Source organism: Streptomyces boluensis (assembly GCF_009908195.1).
Lineage (GTDB): Bacteria > Actinomycetota > Actinomycetes > Streptomycetales > Streptomycetaceae > Streptomyces > Streptomyces boluensis.
In genome coordinates, this window is the sequence record NZ_JAAAHS010000053.1 from 13,065 (window position 1) to 28,041 (window position 14,977).

Consider the following 14,977-nt stretch of genomic DNA (forward strand, 5'->3'; position numbering starts at 1 on the left):
CGCCCACCTGTTGAGTGCATGGGTAAGGGGCGGTCACCATGGTGACCGCCCCTTACCCATGCGGATGTCTCACAGCTCTCACAGCGCCGCGCGCGTCGCCTCAAGGAGGCGTACGACCGACGCGTCGGCCACGCCCGCCACCTCGTCGTACGCGAACCAGCGCACGTCGAGCGACTCGTCGCTGATCGCCGCCACCGCGTCGGCGGGGGCCAACGCGGCGTACTGCACGTCGAGATGCCAGTTGCAGGGCGCCGGGATCGGGTGCCGGTCCAGCGTGACGGGGCCGCCCGCGAGGAGCGCCAGGCCGGCGATGCCCGACTCCTCGGTCGCCTCGCGCAACGCGGCCGCCGCGAGTGTCGGGTCGCCCGGCTCGCAGTGCCCGCCCATCTGCAGCCACATCCGCAGCTTCTTGTGCAGGGTCAGCAGGACGCGGCCGCGCGACGGGTCCACGACGAGTGCGCTCGCCGTGATGTGCCCCGCCTCGCAGGCCTTCCACATGCCGTCCGGGTGCGTCGCCAGGTGGTCGAGGTACGCCGCACGCAGCGCACCCTGCTCACCGTCTCGTTCGTAGCCCTTGAGGACGAGGGTCGCGTCGTCGTGGAGGCTCACTTCTCGCTGTCGCCCTCGCCGCTCTCGTCGCCCTTGCTCTGCTCGCCCTTGGACTCGCCCTCGGCCTCGTCTTTCCGCAGGCCGGGCTTGGCCTCGGGGGCGGCTCCGGCGGCCTCGCCGAGCATCTTGTCGAGCTCGGAGAAGTCCAGCTGCTCGCGGTGCACGAACCCGTCCGGGTCGTCCAGGTCCTCGGCCGTCGGCAGCATGTCGGGGTGCTCCCACAGGCCGTCGCGGCCGTCGACCCCACGCGCGTCGGTGAGCGAAGCCCACAGGCGCGAGGCGTCCCGCAGGCGACGCGGACGCAGCTCAAGGCCGATCAGCGTGGCGAAGGTCTGCTCCGCGGGGCCACCGGACGCGCGCCGGCGGCGCAGCGTCTCGCGCAGCGCGGCGGCGGACGTGAGCCGGTCCTTGGCCGCCTCGTGCACGACCGCGTCGACCCAGCCCTCGACGAGCGCGAGCGCCGTCTCCAGGCGGGCAAGGGCGGCCTTCTGCTCCGGGGTGTCCTCGGGCTGGAACATGCCCTGCTGGAGCGCCTGCTGGATCTCCTCGGGGTTCTGCGGGTCGAACTGGCCGACCACGTCCTCCAGCTTCGAGGTGTCGACCTTGATGCCACGCGCGTACCCCTCGACCGCGCCGAAGAGGTGCGAGCGCAGCCACGGCACGTGCGCGAAGAGGCGCTGGTGGGCGGCCTCACGCAGGGCGAGGTACAGCCGCACCTCGTTCAGGTCGACGCTCAGGTCCTTGCCGAACGCCTCGATGTTCAGCGGCAGCAGCGCGGCCTTGCCCGCGGGGCCGAGGGGCAGCCCGACATCGCTGGATCCGACGACCTCGCCCGCGAGCGCGCCGACGGCCTGCCCGATCTGCTGGCCGAACATGGCGCCGCCCATGGAGCGCATCATGCCGATCAGCGGGCCCGCCATGGCCTGCATCTCCTCGGGCAGTACGTCACCCATGGCCGCGCCGACCCGCTCGGCGACCGGGTCGACCAGCTCCTGCCACACCGGCAGGGTCGCCTCGACCCACTCCGCGCGGGACCAGGCCACGGCCGTGCCCGCACCGGACGGCAGCGAGGTCACGCCGTCCAGCCACAGGTCGGCCAGGCGCACGGCCTCCTCGACCGCACCGCGGTCGGCGGGGCCCACGCTCGCGTCCTTGGTGCCGTCGGCGGTGCCCTGGGACACCGTCTGGCGGGCGATCTGCTTGGCCATGTCCCAGTTCACCGGGCCGCCCTCGTACGACAGCATCTGGCCGAGCTGCTGGAAGGCCGCGCCCAGGTCGTTGGGGTTCATGTTGCCGAACATGGCGGCGAAGGGGTTGTCGCCGCCGCCCGGGGCGCCGGCGCCGGGGAAGCCGCCGAATCCGAACGGGTTCGCCGCGTCGCCCTGGCCACCGCCCTGCTGGTCCTTCTTCTTGCCCTCGTCGCCGTTCTCCGGCTCCTCCGGCGGAAGGCCGAATCCGAATGGGGTGTCACTCACGGGAATCCTCGGCTCGTTGGGCCGCCGACTTCGTGCCGACGGCGACTGCCCGATTTTGTCATCCAGCGTAGACACCACGACCGCTTCCGGGCTCGGTGCTCCGCCGTGATCCGGGCTGCGGCAGGATGGATGCCACCTGGTCCGTACGTGTCATTCACGTCCGTACTGAAGACAACCGCTGGAGACGCCTGGTGAGTTCCCCAGATCCGCAGGTTCGCGCAGCGCGAAACCGCTCAACCCCGGCCGCCGCTCGCGGCCCCGTGGTCGCTGTGACCGGCGCCGCTTCGGGAATCGGCGCGCTGCTCGCCGAGCGCCTCGCGGCGTCCGACGAGATCAAGCAGGTCGTGGCGATCGACGAGCGCCGCGGTGACTGCGCCGCGGCGCAGTGGCACATCCTCGATGTCCGGGACCCCGCCATCGCGGAGAAGCTGCGCGGCGCGGACGTCGTCGTGCACCTGGCGCTCGACCTCGACCTGGAGAGCGACCCCGCGGCCCGTACCGCGTACAACGTGCGCGGTACGCAGACCGTGCTCACCGCCGCGGCCGCCGCCGGGGTCCACCGGGTCGTGCTGTGCACGTCCGCGATGGTCTACGGCGCGCTCGAGGACAACGACCTGCCGCTGTCCGAGGACGCCGAGCTGCGCGGCACCGCCGAGGCCACGGGGGTCGGCGACCTCCTGGAGATCGAGCGCCTCGCGCGTCGTGCGCCGCGTGCCCATCCCGGACTCAATGTGACGGTGCTGCGCCCGGCGGTGCTCGTCGGCGGTACGGACACCGCCCTGACCCGGTACTTCGAGTCGCCCCGCCTCCTTGTGGTGGCGGGTTCGCGTCCGGTGTGGCAGTTCTGCCACGTCCAGGACCTGTGCAGTGCGCTGGAGTACGCCGTACTGGAGAAGGCCGAGGGCGAGCTGGCTGTCGGCTGTGACGGCTGGCTGGAGCAGGAGGAGGTCGAGGAGCTCAGCGGAATCCGCCGCATGGAGCTGCCGTCGACCGTCGCCCTGGGTGCCGCCGCCCGGCTGCACCGCATCGGGCTCACCCCGTCCCCGGCAGGCGACCTGGCGTACACGATGTACCCGTGGGTGGTGAGCGGCACCGCTCTGCACGACGCGGGCTGGCGGCCGCAGTGGACGAACGAAGAGGTGCTCGCCGAGCTCCTGGAGGAGGTCTCCGGGCGGCACACCGTCGCCGGTCGCCGCCTCGGTCGCAAGGACGCCACGGCGGCGGGTGCGGCGGGCGCGACGGTGGCCCTGCTCGGCGCGGCCGCGGTCGTACGCCGGGCCCGGCGGCGGCGCGGCATCTAGACGCGCGCCGAGAGGGCCGCTGCGGCGCCTCCAAGGTGTGTCGGCGCGGTGGGGCTTCCACGGGCCCGTCCCGCACGGCTCCACGGGCCTGTGCGGCACCCGCTCCATGGGCCCGTCCCGCACGGCTCCACGGGCCTGTCCCGCACCCGCTCCGCCGGGCTCTCCCGCGCCGCGCTGTAGGACTCTCCTAGGCCGCGTTCGCACGCCCGGTCGAAACCGCTATTCCGGATGTCGGTCCGGTGCGGCACGATGGAACACATGGCAGCACAGAACGATCACCCCGGTGAGCAGGCGGCACAGGACCCGGCCGGTCCCTCCTCGACGGCGGGGCGGGCGGACCCCGTCCGGCTGCTCGCCATCCGCGACGCCCCGCTCTCGCTGGACGAGGTGTTCGCCGCCGTGGGCGATCCCACCGCGGGCGGCACCGCCCTGTTCGTCGGCACCGTGCGCAACCACGACGGCGGCGCCGATGTCGACCGGCTCGGGTACTCCTGCCACCCCACGGCCGAGGCGGAGATGCGCCGCGTGGCCGAAAAGGTCGTCGCGGACTTTCCGGTACGGGCGCTGGCCGCCGTGCACCGGGTCGGCGACCTCGAAGTGGGCGACCTCGCGGTGGTCGTCGCTGTCTCCTGCCCGCACCGCGCGGAGGCCTTCGCGGCCTGCCGCAAGCTGATCGACGACCTCAAGCACGAGGTGCCGATCTGGAAGCACCAGCGGTTCTCGGACGGCACCGAGGAGTGGGTCGGCGCCTGCTGAGCCCGGCCCGGCGGAGCGCTGAGCCCGCCCCCGATCCGGCCACGCCTGCGCCGATCGGCCCCCGGTGTGCTCGTCCGGACCGGTGAGTTGCGCGACGCGTGCGGCGCGGGGTGTTGCCAACAGGTGTGGAAGTTGTGCCTCCGGTTGCGTAACCGGCCCCCTGAGGCGAGCGTTGACACAGCAGATGGTTAATCTGCTGATCAGTCAGTTGCGGTCGCTCATGGGGTCGGGAGGTCGGCATGGCAGCGCTTGCGTGGTTGCTGATTCCGCTTATGGCTGCGATCGGTGCGGGTATGTGGGGCAGTTGGGCCGCGCGCAACCGCCGGACCGGAGACGGCACCGAACTCGCCGGGTACGCGAAATTCCGCGCCGCGATGGAGAAGCCCGAGGCCGACCAGGAGCTCGCGGAGGGTGGCCCGGTGCTCGCGGGCGCGGCCGCCGCGGAGCCGTCGAGGATGCACCGGGCAGGTTCCGGTTCGGACCCCGCGCGGGTCTCCTGAGCTGCGCCGCAGCGCCGGTCGCGTCCTCGGACGGACCGGCCCCGGCGGTGCACTGACAGACCCGTCCCGTACTGTCGTTCCATGCCACGCCGCACCGCGACGATGCTCGCCTCCACCCTGATGCTGATCGCGCTGCTGTGTGCGGGAGTCCTCATCAAGGTCCCGTACTCGGAGATGAGTCCGGGCCCGACGGTGAACACGCTCGGGGACCACGGCGGCGAGCCGGTGCTCCAGGTCAGCGGCCACAAGACGTACCCCACGACCGGCCACCTCAACATGACGACGGTCCGCGTCACCAGCGCCGACTTCAACATGAACGTCGTGCAGGCGGTCTACGGATGGCTCGCCCACGACAACATCGTGGTGCCGCACGACACCCTCTACCCGGACGGGAAGACCGAGGAGCAGTCGAGCCAGGAGAACGCAGAGGAGTTCAGCCAGTCCCAGGAAAGCGCCAAGGTCGCCGCCCTGAAGGAGCTGAACATTCCGGTGCAGACCCGGGTCGTCGTCTCCACGGTCTCGAAGGCCAAGCCCGCCGAGGGCAGGCTGCACGCGGGCGATGTCATCAAGGCGGTCGACGGCACCGCGGTGAAGCAGCCCGACGACGTGGCGAAGCTGGTCACCAAGCACAAGGCGGGCGAGCCCGTCGTCTTCACCGTCGTCCCGGCCAAGGAAGCGGCCGCGGCCGAGAAGGCGGGCAAGGAGCCCGTGGGCACCGAGCGGGTCAGCGTCACCACGGAGGCCGCGGACCCGAAGAAGGGCGACCACCACGCGATCGTCGGCATCAAGGCCGGGCCGGACCACACGTTCCCGTTCACCATCGACATCAAGCTGGCCGACGTCGGCGGCCCGAGCGCGGGCCTGATGTTCGCCCTCGGACTGGTGGACAAGCTGACCCCGCAGAACCTCACCGGCGGCAAGTTCGTCGCGGGCACCGGCACCATCACCGAGCAGGGCGAGGTCGGCCCGATCGGCGGCATCGGGATGAAGACGATCGGCGCACGGGAGCGCGGCGCCGAGTACTTCCTGACGCCGGCGGACAACTGCGCCACCGCCGCGAAGGACATCCCCGGCGGCCTCACCCTGGTCAAGGTCAAGAACATCGACGACGCGGTGAAGTCCCTCAAGGACATCAGCCACGGCAAGACCTCGGACCTGCCCAAGTGCACGGTCAAGTGACGCCCGACCGCTGACAGATCACTTCCGTACGTACGAGTCGGGGCGCCCCCTGTCACAGGGGGCGCCCCGACTCGTACGTACCGGAGAAGCTACTCGGCGAAGGTCGCCGCGAGGGCTTCCGCGAGGCCCGGCACCAGGTCGGAGCCGGTGAGGACCTCGGTGGGGGTGTCCTTCTCGCGCAGTCGGAGCGCCGATTCGCGAGCCCCGTCACGCAGCACCGCCACCGTCATACGGACCTCCTGACGGTCCGGGTGCTCGGCCACCCACTTGCTCAGCTCGGCCTCGCCGAGCCCCTCCGGAACCGAGGCCTCCGCGGACGGCGGCAGCATCAGGCGCTCCACGGACAGCGCGCACCCGACCACGGCGTCGGGCCAGGCGATGGTGCCGAGGAACTCGTCGAGCGGGTTGCCGGCGGGCAGTTCGTCCTGCTCGATGGGGGTGAGGGTGCCGGCGGCGGCGTCACCGCTGAGGCCGAGGCGCTCGGCGAGACCGGGCTCCTGGGTGCGCAGTCGCGCGGTGTCGACAAGGGCGAAAAGACGGGCGGGCTGGTCCCAGCCGATACCGGCGACATAGTCGTCGATCTCGAGCACGGCACGGGTCAGGGGACTGGCAGACATCGGAGGGCCGGAGGGGGCGTGGTTGGACATGAGCAATATCCTGCCTGGTTCAGGCCCAGGATCGGGAACTGAGTAAAGCTTCAGTAAGTTGAGTGAGTGGGCTCTACTGTCGTTGAGCCCACCAGACAGCAGCTCAACAACAGTGACCAACAGCGAACTTCGAGGTGCGCACCTTGGCTTTCCAGATGCCGGACCGCGGTGGAGGCCCGTCGGGGCCACGGATGAGAGTGGGCCGACCCTCCCGGCGCGTCCGCACCCTGCTCCTGACGTTGGGCGTGCTGGCCGTACTGGCCATGCTCTTCGTCATGTTCGCGGGGTTCTGGACGGACTGGCTCTGGTACCGGTCGGTCAAGTACTCCTCCGTCTTCACCACCACCCTGTGGAGCAAGATCGGACTGTTCGCCGTCTTCGGCCTGTTGATGGCCGCGGCGGTCGGCGTGAACATCTGGCTGGCGCACCGGCTGCGCCCGCCGCTCAGCGCCATGTCGATGGAGCAGCAGAACCTCGACCGGTACCGCATGGGGATCGCTCCGTACAAGAAGTGGATCCTCGTCGCGGTCACCGCCCTGATCGGCCTGATCGCCGGTGCCTCGGCCGCGGGGCAGTGGCGCACCTGGCTGATGTGGGTGAACGGCGTCCCGTTCGGTCAGAAGGACCCGCAGTTCGACATGGACGTGGCGTTCTACGCCTTCGATCTCCCTTGGTACCGCTTCCTGTTGGGCTTCGGCTTCGCGGCTGCGGTGCTAGGCCTGATCGCCGCGGCCCTCACGCACTACCTGTACGGCGGGCTGCGCGTCACCAGCCCCGGCGCGCGTGCCACGGCCGCGGCGACCGGGCATCTGTCGGTGCTGTTCGGCATCTTCGTCGCCCTGAAGGCGGTGGCGTACTGGCTGGACAGGTACGGACTCGCGGTGAAGTCCAGCGAGTTCAAGGCGGCGGGCAACTGGACGGGCCTGAGGTACGTCGACGCCAACGCCTATCTGCCGGCCAAGACCATCCTGTTCTGCATCGCGGCGATCTGTGCCGTGCTGTTCTTCGCGACGCTGTGGCGGCGCACCTGGCAGCTGCCGGTCATCGGCTTCGGCCTGATGGTGCTCTCGGCGATCCTGATCGGCGGCCTCTACCCGGCCATCGTCCAGAAGTTCCAGGTCGAGCCGAACGAGCAGAAGCAGGAATCGCCGTACATCGAGCAGAACATCGAGGCGACCCGCAAGGCGTACGGCATCGACGGCGCCAAGGTCACCGACTACTCGGGCAAGGGCAAGACCGGTGAGCAGATGCCCAAGGAGCAGCTGCGCAAGGACGCGGACGCACAGGCCAGTTACCGCCTGATCGACCCGAACGTCGTCGGTCCGACCTTCGACCAGCTGCAGCGCCAGCGGAAGTACTACCAGTTCCCGACCACGCTCGACGTCGACCGCTACAAGGACGCGAACGGCAAGGAGCAGGACACCGTCATCGGTCTGCGCGAGCTCGACCTCGACGGCATTCCGAAGCGGAACTGGATCAACGACCACTTCACCTACACCCATGGCTACGGCGCGATCACGGCCAAGGGCACCAGTACCGACCCGAAGGCCGACCCGGCCGGCTCCCCGGACTTCACGGAGGCCGGACTGCCGACCAAGGGCATGCTCGGTGAGTACCAGCAGCGGATCTACTACGGCGAGAAGACTCAGCAGTACTCGATCGTGGGCGGCCCGCAGAAGGAGCTCGACTACGAGGCGGACGGCGAGAAGACCACCAGCTACGAGGGCAAGAGCGGGGTCAACCTCTCCAACCCGGTGAACAGAGCGGCGTACGCGGTCGCGTTCAGTGAACCGCAGATCCTCTACTCGGGCGCGATCGGCGAGGGTTCGCGGATCCTCTACAACCGCACGCCCAAGGAGCGCGTCGAGGCGGTGGCGCCCTGGCTCACCATCGACGGCGACGCCTACCCGGCGGTGGTCGACGGCAAGATCAAGTGGATCGTCGACGCCTACACGACGAGCAACGGCTATCCGTACGCCTCGCGCACCACGCTGGGCGACACCACGGCCGACTCGCTGACGGCCGCCAACAACCAGCGCGCGGTGGTGGCCCAGGAGAACCAGGTCAACTACATCCGCAACTCGGTCAAGGCGACGGTCGACGCGTACGACGGCTCGGTCAACCTCTACCAGTGGGATGACAAGGACCCGGTCCTGAAGACGTGGATGAATGCCTTCCCGGACACGGTCAAGAAGAAGAGTGAGATCTCGCCGGAGCTGCGCGAGCACATGCGCTACCCGCAGGACCTGTTCAAGGTCCAGCGCGAGCTCATGACCCGCTACCACGTGCAGAGCCCGTCGCAGTTCTACAGCGGCTCGGATGTCTGGCAGGTCCCCAACGACCCGACCAACAACGAGAAGAACGCGGTCCCGCCGTACTACCTGAGCACGAAGATGCCGGGTGACAAGGCGCAGAAGTTCTCGCTGACGACGACGTTCACACCCAACGGGCGGCCCAACCTGGGGGCGTTCATGGCGGTGGACGCCGATGCCACCAGCGACAGTTACGGCTCGATAAGAGTCCTGAACGTGAAGTCGGACGTCCCCGGCCCACAACAGGTGCAGAGTGAGCTCAACGGTGACCCGGAGGTCGCCGAGTTCGTGCGGAACCTCAGAGGTACGGACTCGGACATCGTCTACGGCAACCTGCTGACGGTGCCGATGAACGAGGGCTTCCTCTACATCGAGCCGGTGTACGTGAAGGGTGGCAGCGCGAACTATCCGCTGCTGAAGAAGGTCGGCGTCCAGTACAACCGGGAGACGGTCTTCAAGAACACCCTGGGTGAGGCGTTCGACGAGATCTTCGGTGCGGAGGGCGAGAGTCCGGACCGGCCGCCGGGCGACCCGAACCAGCCGCCGTCCAGCGACCCGACGGTCCAACAGGCCCTCGAGGACGCCCAGGGCGCGCTGGAGCGCGGCGAGGAAGCCCTCAAGAAGCAGGACTGGAAGGCGTACGGCGAGGCGCAGGACGACCTCGCGGAGGCGCTCAAGCGCGCTACGGACGCCGAGGCCAAGGCCCGCAAGGAGAGCGACAGCAAGGGCGGCGACAAGAGCTGACCTGGACCGCCGGGGACGGGAGCGCCCGTCCCCGGCGCGGTCAGCCGGCCCTCCGCACCGTGGTACGGTTGAGAAACAACGACGCGGGGTGGAGCAGCTCGGTAGCTCGCTGGGCTCATAACCCAGAGGTCGCAGGTTCAAATCCTGTCCCCGCTACTGAATGACGAAGGCCCGGATCCTGAATCAGGATCCGGGCCTTCGTCATGCGTGCGCGCTGCGCCTTTTCTGGTGTACGCGCGCACTGCTGTGACCGGGGGTCTTGAAGTCATCAGTGCGCCGGGCGGGGCGAGTTGAGAGATCTGTGTTTGACTTATCTCTCTGTGGGCATGTCGACAAAACGTTGTAGTGACCTCACTGGCATGGGTATACCAGGTGTACCCGGGTTGCGGGTGGTGCGACGATGGGCGTTATGGGGGACAAGGCAACTCTGTTGGAAACAGGGCGACTTATGCAGTCGGCCGATGACCGGGACGACCCGGGGGCGGTCGCGGAGGAAGCACGCCACCGGCTTGCGGCCGAGTCCGGCGACACCTCCGCGATGAGCGTGCTCGGTGCCTTGCTGCTGCGCCGCGGTGACCTCGACGGCGCCGAGTCCCATCTGCGTGCCGCGACCGCAGAGGGCGATCGCGCCGCGGCCAACAACCTGGGCGTTCTGCTGCACCAGCGCGGCTACGCGGACGAGGCCGCCGGCTGGTGGCGGATCGCCGCCGTCGCCGGATCGGCCGCCGCCGCGCACGCGCTCGGCCGCCACCACCGCGAGCGCGGCGACGAGCCCGCCGCCGAGTACTGGCTGCGCCAGTCCGCCGAGCAGGGCCATGTCCTCGGTGCGTACGCGCTCGCCGACCTCCTTGAGCACCGCAGCGACGTCGGCGCCGAGCGCTGGATGCGCTCCGCCGCCGAGCGCGGCCACCGCGAAGCGGCGTACCGCCTGGCCCGCGCACTGGAGCGGCGCGCCGCCGAGGAGCTGCCCCCCGGCCGCGGTGCGTCGACCGGCACCCGGCACCGCGTCATCCCCGACGGCCCGGTCGCCGCGCGGCCCGCCGTGCGCACCGCCGCGCCGCAGCGTCCGGACGCGCGTCCGGTCGTGTTCGGCGCGGGCCTGCTGCGCTCCGCGTCCGTGGTGATCGGCGTCGACGAGCCCGCGGTGGACGTACCGGCCGCGGCGGGTGAGCAGGGCTGCGCCGTACCGGTCGAGGACATCCCGTCCGGGGCGCAGCTGACCCTCGACGAAGAGGCCGAGCAGTGGTACCGGCAGGCGGCCGCGCGTGGGCACCGGCGGGCCGCGCTGCAGCTCGGCGCGATCCTGGAGCAGCGCGGCGAGCTGAAGGAGGCCGGCCGCTGGTACCTGACCTCCGCGAAGGACGGCGAGGCCCGCGCGGCGTGCGCGCTGGGCTTCCTGCTCCGGGACGCGGGCGACGAGGAGAACGCCTTCGTGTGGTGGCTCAGGGCCGCGCAGGACGGTGACGGCAACGCGGCCAACGCGCTCGGTGCGCTGCACGCGGCGCGCGGCGAGACCCAGACCGCCGAGCGCTGGTACCGGGCGGCGATGGACGCGGGCGATGTGAACGGCGCGTACAACCTCGGGCTGCTCTGCGCTGAGCAGGGCCGCACCCCGCAGGCCGAGCAGTGGTACCGCCGCGCCGCGTACGCGGGTCACCGTGAGGCGGCCAACGCGCTCGCCGTGCTGTTGCTGCAGGTCGGCGACACCGCGGGGGCCGAGCCCTGGTTCTCCAAGGCGGCGGAGGCGGGCAGCGTCGACGCGGCGTTCAACCTCGGCATCCTGCACGCCGGGCGGGACGACGAGGCGGCGGCGCTGCGCTGGTACGAGCGGGCGGCGAAGGCCGGGCACACCGACGCCGCGCTCCAGGTCGGCATCGCCATGATCCGTGAGGGCGACCGGCAGGCGGCCGAGCGCCATCTGCGGTGCGCGGCGGGCGGCGGCAGCCCGGAGGCCGCGTACCGCCTGGGCACGCTGCTCGACCGGAGCGACGAGCGGGCGCCCGCGGGCACCGTGCTCGGCGAGGCGATCAGCGAGAAGAGCGAGTGCGAGGAGTGGTACGAGCGCGCGGCCGAGCAGGGCCACCGGCGTGCCCAGGTGCGCGTCGGCACGCTCGCGGCGGCGCGCGGCGATGTGGTCGAGGCCGCGCGCTGGTACCGCGAGGCGGCGGAGGCGGGCAGCCTCGGCGGCGCCTTCAACCTCGGGCTGCTGCTCGCGCGTGAGGGTGCCGAGCCGGAGGCGCTGCTGTGGTGGACGCGTGCCGCCGACGCCGGTCACGGCCGGGCGGCGCTGCGGCTCGCCCTGCTCTACGCGCGTCGTGGCGAGCTGGCCGAGGGGCAGAAGTGGTGTGCCCGCGCGGTGCGGCTCGGACCGGCGGAGGTGGCCGAGCGGGCCGGGCGGCTGCGGGACGCGCTGCACCAGGAACTGACCGCGTAGGGCGTTCCTGGGGCCTCGTACCAAGGGATTTGCGCTGGTCGGGAGCCTCGCGTAGTGTTGCACTCATCGACGCGGGGTGGAGCAGCTCGGTAGCTCGCTGGGCTCATAACCCAGAGGTCGCAGGTTCAAATCCTGTCCCCGCTACTGAAACCGAAGGCCCGGATCCTCAAGGATCCGGGCCTTCGGCATGTGTGCGGGGAGTGCTACGGGCGGTGGCCCACCGCTTCCGCGTACAGCTTGCGGTCCACGGCCCTCTTCTCGGGGATCGCCTCTCCCTCGGCGACGCCCGCCTCCTTGTAGGCGGCCTGCAGCCGGTCCGTGGTGCCGGAGCGGATCTCCCAGTCCATCCGGAGTGACGGCGTCGACTTGAGCACCGGCTCCTCGATCTTGAGCAGCTTCGCCAGTTCGGTGACGAAGGCGGGGTCCTTCTTGTAGTCGCCGGCGAAGTACGTGTTGACCGTCCTGATGTACGCGCGCAGGAAGGCGACGCCCGCGTCCGGGTCGTCCTGGAGCAGGTTCGGGCCGAACAGCAGGCCGCCGAGGGGTTCGCCGAGCGGCTGGCCGCCGAGGAACGCGTACTTCTTGTCGCCGTCGACCTTGCGCCAGACCGGGTCGAGCAGCCAGGCGGAGTCGACGCCGCCGTTCTGCAGGGCGGTCAGTACGTCGGCGGAGCCGAGCTGGCGGAAGTCGACCTTGTCGAGGCCGCCGCCGTGCTTCTTCAGGGCCTTGCTCATCGGGTACGCGATGACCGAGCCCTTGCCGATCATCGTGCCGAGCTTGCGGCCCGCCATCGGGACGTGCGTGGCGGACTGGCCGTCGTTGAGGCGGACCCAGAGGCCGCTGCGGGACTTCGGGTCGGGGGAGTAGTTGGCGGCGACCCACTTGATGGTGAAGCCGCCGTTGATGCCGTTCATCACGGCGGCTTCGGGGGCGGCCCACTGGGCGTCGATGTCGCCCTTGGCGAGCAGCGGCAGGGCGTCCGGGGTGGGCAGCACCTTCACCTCGACGTCCAGGCCCTCCTTGGCGAACTCGCCCTTCTTCACGGCCATTTGGAGGGGTGCGACGTACTCGGCGCCGGCCGTGCCGGTGGCCACGGTGATCTTGCGTTTCTTCGGCAGCTTCTGCGGGGCGGGGGCGCCCTTGTCGCAGCGGGCCGGGGCGCGGTCGGCGGTCAGGTCGGACGGGTCGGTCCAGCCCTTCGCGTCGCAGCCCTCGACCGCCTTGATGGTGCGGGGTTTCGTCGAGGCCGTACCGGCGGTGTCGTCCTCCTTCGCGCAGCCGGCTCCGGCGGTGGCGAGCAGGGCGGCGGCGAGGAGCGCGGTGGGCCAGGTCTTTCTCGTACGTATGCGGGTGGGCGTGGTGGTGCGCATGGTGCCTCCGTCGGGGCGAGAGGGGTCAGGACTGGCCGCGGCCGTGGTCGCGCGGGGCCCAGGGGGTGAGCAACCGGCCGACGAGGCGCACCAGTTCGGAGAAGAGGACGCCGAGTACGGCGACGCAGACGATGCCGACGAACATGACGTCGTTCTGGAACAGCGCCCGTGAGTCGAAGATCAGGTGGCCGAGGCCGTCGTCGGCGGCGATGGACTCGGAGGCGACGATCACCAGGACGGCGACGCCCGCCGCGATCCGGGCGCCGACCAGGACCGCGGGCAGCGATGCGGGCAGCAGTACGTGCCGGAACATCTGCCAGGGGCTCGCGCCGAAGACCTGGCCCGCGTCGCGGTGCCCGGCGGGGACGGCGAGGACGGCCGCCATGGTGGAGATCCACACGAAGAAGAAGACGGTGGCCGCGACCAGCGCGATCTGCGGTCCTTCGCCGAGCCCGAACATGTTGAGGAAGATCGGCAGCAGGGCGAGTTTCGGAACGACGTAGAGCGCGTCGAGGAGCGGCTCCAGTGCGGCTCGTACCAGGGAGAGCGAACCCATGAGCAGGCCGAGCGCGTAGCCGCTGACCGTGCCGATGGCGTACCCGGCGAGGACGCGTTTCAGGGTGGCCCACACGTCCGGCCACAGCTCGCCGGCGGCGGCGCGTTCGATGCCGTCCTCCAGGATGGTCTGCGGCGCCGGGTAGACGCGGTCGTCGATCCAGCCCTGGACGGCGGCGAGTTGCCACAGGAGCAGCAGGGCCACGGGCACGGCGAGGGCCAGGGAGAGTTCCAGGGCGCGTCGGCGGCGGTGGGTGCGGGCGGGGTCGAGCTCCTGCGGGCCCGGCTCCCGGACCAGCGGCTCGGCCTCTGGTGCCTTGGCGGTGGTGGTCATACGGGCACCGCCTCCGTACGCACTTCGCCGCGCAGGAGTTCCCACAACTCGCGCTTGAGCGCGGTGAATTCGGGGGAATCGCGGATGTCGCCGGAGCGCGGCCGCGGGAACGGCGGGCGGCGCTCGGCGATGATCCGGCCGGGGCGCGAGGACATCACGAGGACCCGGTCGCCGAGCACGATGGCCTCTTCGAGGCTGTGCGTGATGAACAGGGTGGTGGTGCGGGTCGTCTGGGTGAGTTCGAGCAGCTCGTCCTGGAGGATCGTGCGCAACTGGGCGTCGAGCGCCGCGAACGGCTCGTCCATCAGCAGGATCTCGGGTTCCACGGCGAGTGCGCGGGCGATGGCGACGCGCTGCCGCATCCCGCCGGAGAGCGCGCTCGGGTAGGCCTGCGCGAAGTCGGCGAGGCCCAGGCGGGCGAGCAGGGCGTGCGCGCGGGCGTCGGCCTCTTTGCGGGGTACGCGCTGCACGTCGAGGCCGAAGCGGACGTTGGCGAGGACCGTCTTCCAGTCGTAGATGCCGTAGTCCTGGAAGATCATCGCGGCCGGGCGGGCGGACTCCGTACGGATCTCCAGGCGGCCCGCGCTCGGTCTGAGCAGGCCCGCGGCGATCCGGAGCAGCGTCGACTTCCCGCAGCCGGACGGGCCGACGACGCAGGTGAACTCGCCGGGGGCGATGTCGAGGTCGACGGGCCCGAGCGCGTCGACGCGTCCGGTGCCGCGGTCGAAGGTGCGGGTGAGGCGGGTGGCGCGGAGTTTGGG

The 14,977-nt window shown here is 70.8% G+C and carries 12 protein-coding genes and 2 tRNA genes; 8 read left to right on the forward strand and 6 right to left on the reverse strand.

The window, feature by feature from the left end:
* Nucleotides 1-78: 78 nt before the first annotated feature.
* A complete protein-coding gene (locus GUY60_RS10150) occupies nt 79-609 on the reverse strand; it encodes an NUDIX hydrolase (protein ID WP_161696100.1) in 531 nt (176 codons plus the stop codon).
* The gene (locus GUY60_RS10155; RefSeq protein ID WP_161696102.1) at nt 606-2,084 is read right to left on the reverse strand and encodes a zinc-dependent metalloprotease; all 1,479 of its coding nucleotides are present in this window, start codon (nt 2,082-2,084) and stop codon (nt 606-608) included. The genes GUY60_RS10150 and GUY60_RS10155 overlap by 4 nt, the downstream gene beginning before the upstream one ends.
* 191 nt (nt 2,085-2,275) lie before the next feature.
* Between GUY60_RS10155 and GUY60_RS10160 the strand changes: the two genes are divergently transcribed.
* From GUY60_RS10160 to GUY60_RS10175, 4 genes are all read left to right on the forward strand, one after another.
* Nucleotides 2,276-3,385: an SDR family oxidoreductase gene (locus tag GUY60_RS10160; RefSeq protein ID WP_161696104.1), complete on the forward strand. Its 1,110-nt coding sequence runs from the start codon at nt 2,276-2,278 to the stop codon at nt 3,383-3,385.
* 258 nt (nt 3,386-3,643) lie between these two features.
* Nucleotides 3,644-4,141, forward strand: a complete 498-nt coding sequence (locus GUY60_RS10165; protein WP_161696106.1) for a molybdenum cofactor biosynthesis protein MoaE — start codon at nt 3,644-3,646, stop codon at nt 4,139-4,141.
* 239 nt (nt 4,142-4,380) lie between these two features.
* Nucleotides 4,381-4,641: a hypothetical protein gene (locus GUY60_RS10170; RefSeq protein WP_161696108.1), complete on the forward strand. Its 261-nt coding sequence runs from the start codon at nt 4,381-4,383 to the stop codon at nt 4,639-4,641.
* Between the two features lie 81 nt (nt 4,642-4,722).
* The gene (locus tag GUY60_RS10175; RefSeq protein WP_161696110.1) at nt 4,723-5,820 is read left to right on the forward strand and encodes a YlbL family protein; all 1,098 of its coding nucleotides are present in this window, start codon (nt 4,723-4,725) and stop codon (nt 5,818-5,820) included.
* Nucleotides 5,821-5,909: 89 nt separating this feature from the next.
* Here the strand turns inward: GUY60_RS10175 and GUY60_RS10180 are convergent, their stop codons facing one another.
* Nucleotides 5,910-6,467 carry a PPA1309 family protein gene (locus tag GUY60_RS10180; RefSeq protein ID WP_246234633.1) on the reverse strand — a complete coding sequence of 186 codons (558 nt, stop codon included), beginning with the start codon at nt 6,465-6,467 and terminating at the stop codon, nt 5,910-5,912.
* Nucleotides 6,468-6,622: 155 nt separating this feature from the next.
* On the opposite strand from GUY60_RS10180, the gene GUY60_RS10185 reads away from it, so the two are divergent.
* From GUY60_RS10185 to GUY60_RS10200, 4 genes are all read left to right on the forward strand, one after another.
* On the forward strand, nt 6,623-9,523 hold the full coding sequence (locus GUY60_RS10185) for a UPF0182 family membrane protein (RefSeq protein ID WP_161696121.1): 2,901 nt from the start codon (nt 6,623-6,625) through the stop codon (nt 9,521-9,523).
* An 82-nt stretch (nt 9,524-9,605) separates the two neighbouring features.
* A tRNA-Met gene (locus GUY60_RS10190) sits at nt 9,606-9,679 on the forward strand.
* Nucleotides 9,680-9,971: 292 nt separating this feature from the next.
* Nucleotides 9,972-11,957: a tetratricopeptide repeat protein gene (locus tag GUY60_RS10195; protein ID WP_446696996.1), complete on the forward strand. Its 1,986-nt coding sequence runs from the start codon at nt 9,972-9,974 to the stop codon at nt 11,955-11,957.
* A gap of 70 nt (nt 11,958-12,027) precedes the next feature.
* Nucleotides 12,028-12,101, forward strand: a tRNA-Met gene (locus GUY60_RS10200).
* Between the two features lie 59 nt (nt 12,102-12,160).
* Here the strand turns inward: GUY60_RS10200 and GUY60_RS10205 are convergent.
* The 3 genes from GUY60_RS10205 to GUY60_RS10215 all read right to left on the reverse strand — a co-directional run.
* Nucleotides 12,161-13,327, reverse strand: a complete 1,167-nt coding sequence (locus GUY60_RS10205) for an ABC transporter substrate-binding protein (RefSeq protein WP_161696113.1) — start codon at nt 13,325-13,327, stop codon at nt 12,161-12,163.
* A 25-nt stretch (nt 13,328-13,352) separates the two neighbouring features.
* Nucleotides 13,353-14,216, reverse strand: a complete 864-nt coding sequence (locus tag GUY60_RS10210; RefSeq protein ID WP_161696115.1) for an ABC transporter permease — start codon at nt 14,214-14,216, stop codon at nt 13,353-13,355.
* Nucleotides 14,213-14,977 (reverse strand): ABC transporter ATP-binding protein (locus tag GUY60_RS10215; protein ID WP_161696117.1); only part of this gene is annotated, 765 nt, incomplete at its 5' end. The genes GUY60_RS10210 and GUY60_RS10215, both read right to left, overlap by 4 nt.

Coding starts and splice junctions, on each gene's coding strand:
- GUY60_RS10165 (WP_161696106.1), top strand. CDS start 3,644: ATGGCAGCACAGAACGATCACCCCGGTGAGCAGGCGGCACAGGACCCG.
- GUY60_RS10170 (WP_161696108.1), top strand. CDS start 4,381: ATGGCAGCGCTTGCGTGGTTGCTGATTCCGCTTATGGCTGCGATCGGT.
- GUY60_RS10175 (WP_161696110.1), top strand. CDS start 4,723: ATGCCACGCCGCACCGCGACGATGCTCGCCTCCACCCTGATGCTGATC.
- GUY60_RS10180 (WP_246234633.1), bottom strand. CDS start 6,467: ATGTCCAACCACGCCCCCTCCGGCCCTCCGATGTCTGCCAGTCCCCTG.
- GUY60_RS10185 (WP_161696121.1), top strand. CDS start 6,623: ATGCCGGACCGCGGTGGAGGCCCGTCGGGGCCACGGATGAGAGTGGGC.
- GUY60_RS10195 (WP_446696996.1), top strand. CDS start 9,972: ATGCAGTCGGCCGATGACCGGGACGACCCGGGGGCGGTCGCGGAGGAA.
- GUY60_RS10205 (WP_161696113.1), bottom strand. CDS start 13,327: ATGCGCACCACCACGCCCACCCGCATACGTACGAGAAAGACCTGGCCC.
- GUY60_RS10210 (WP_161696115.1), bottom strand. CDS start 14,216: ATGACCACCACCGCCAAGGCACCAGAGGCCGAGCCGCTGGTCCGGGAG.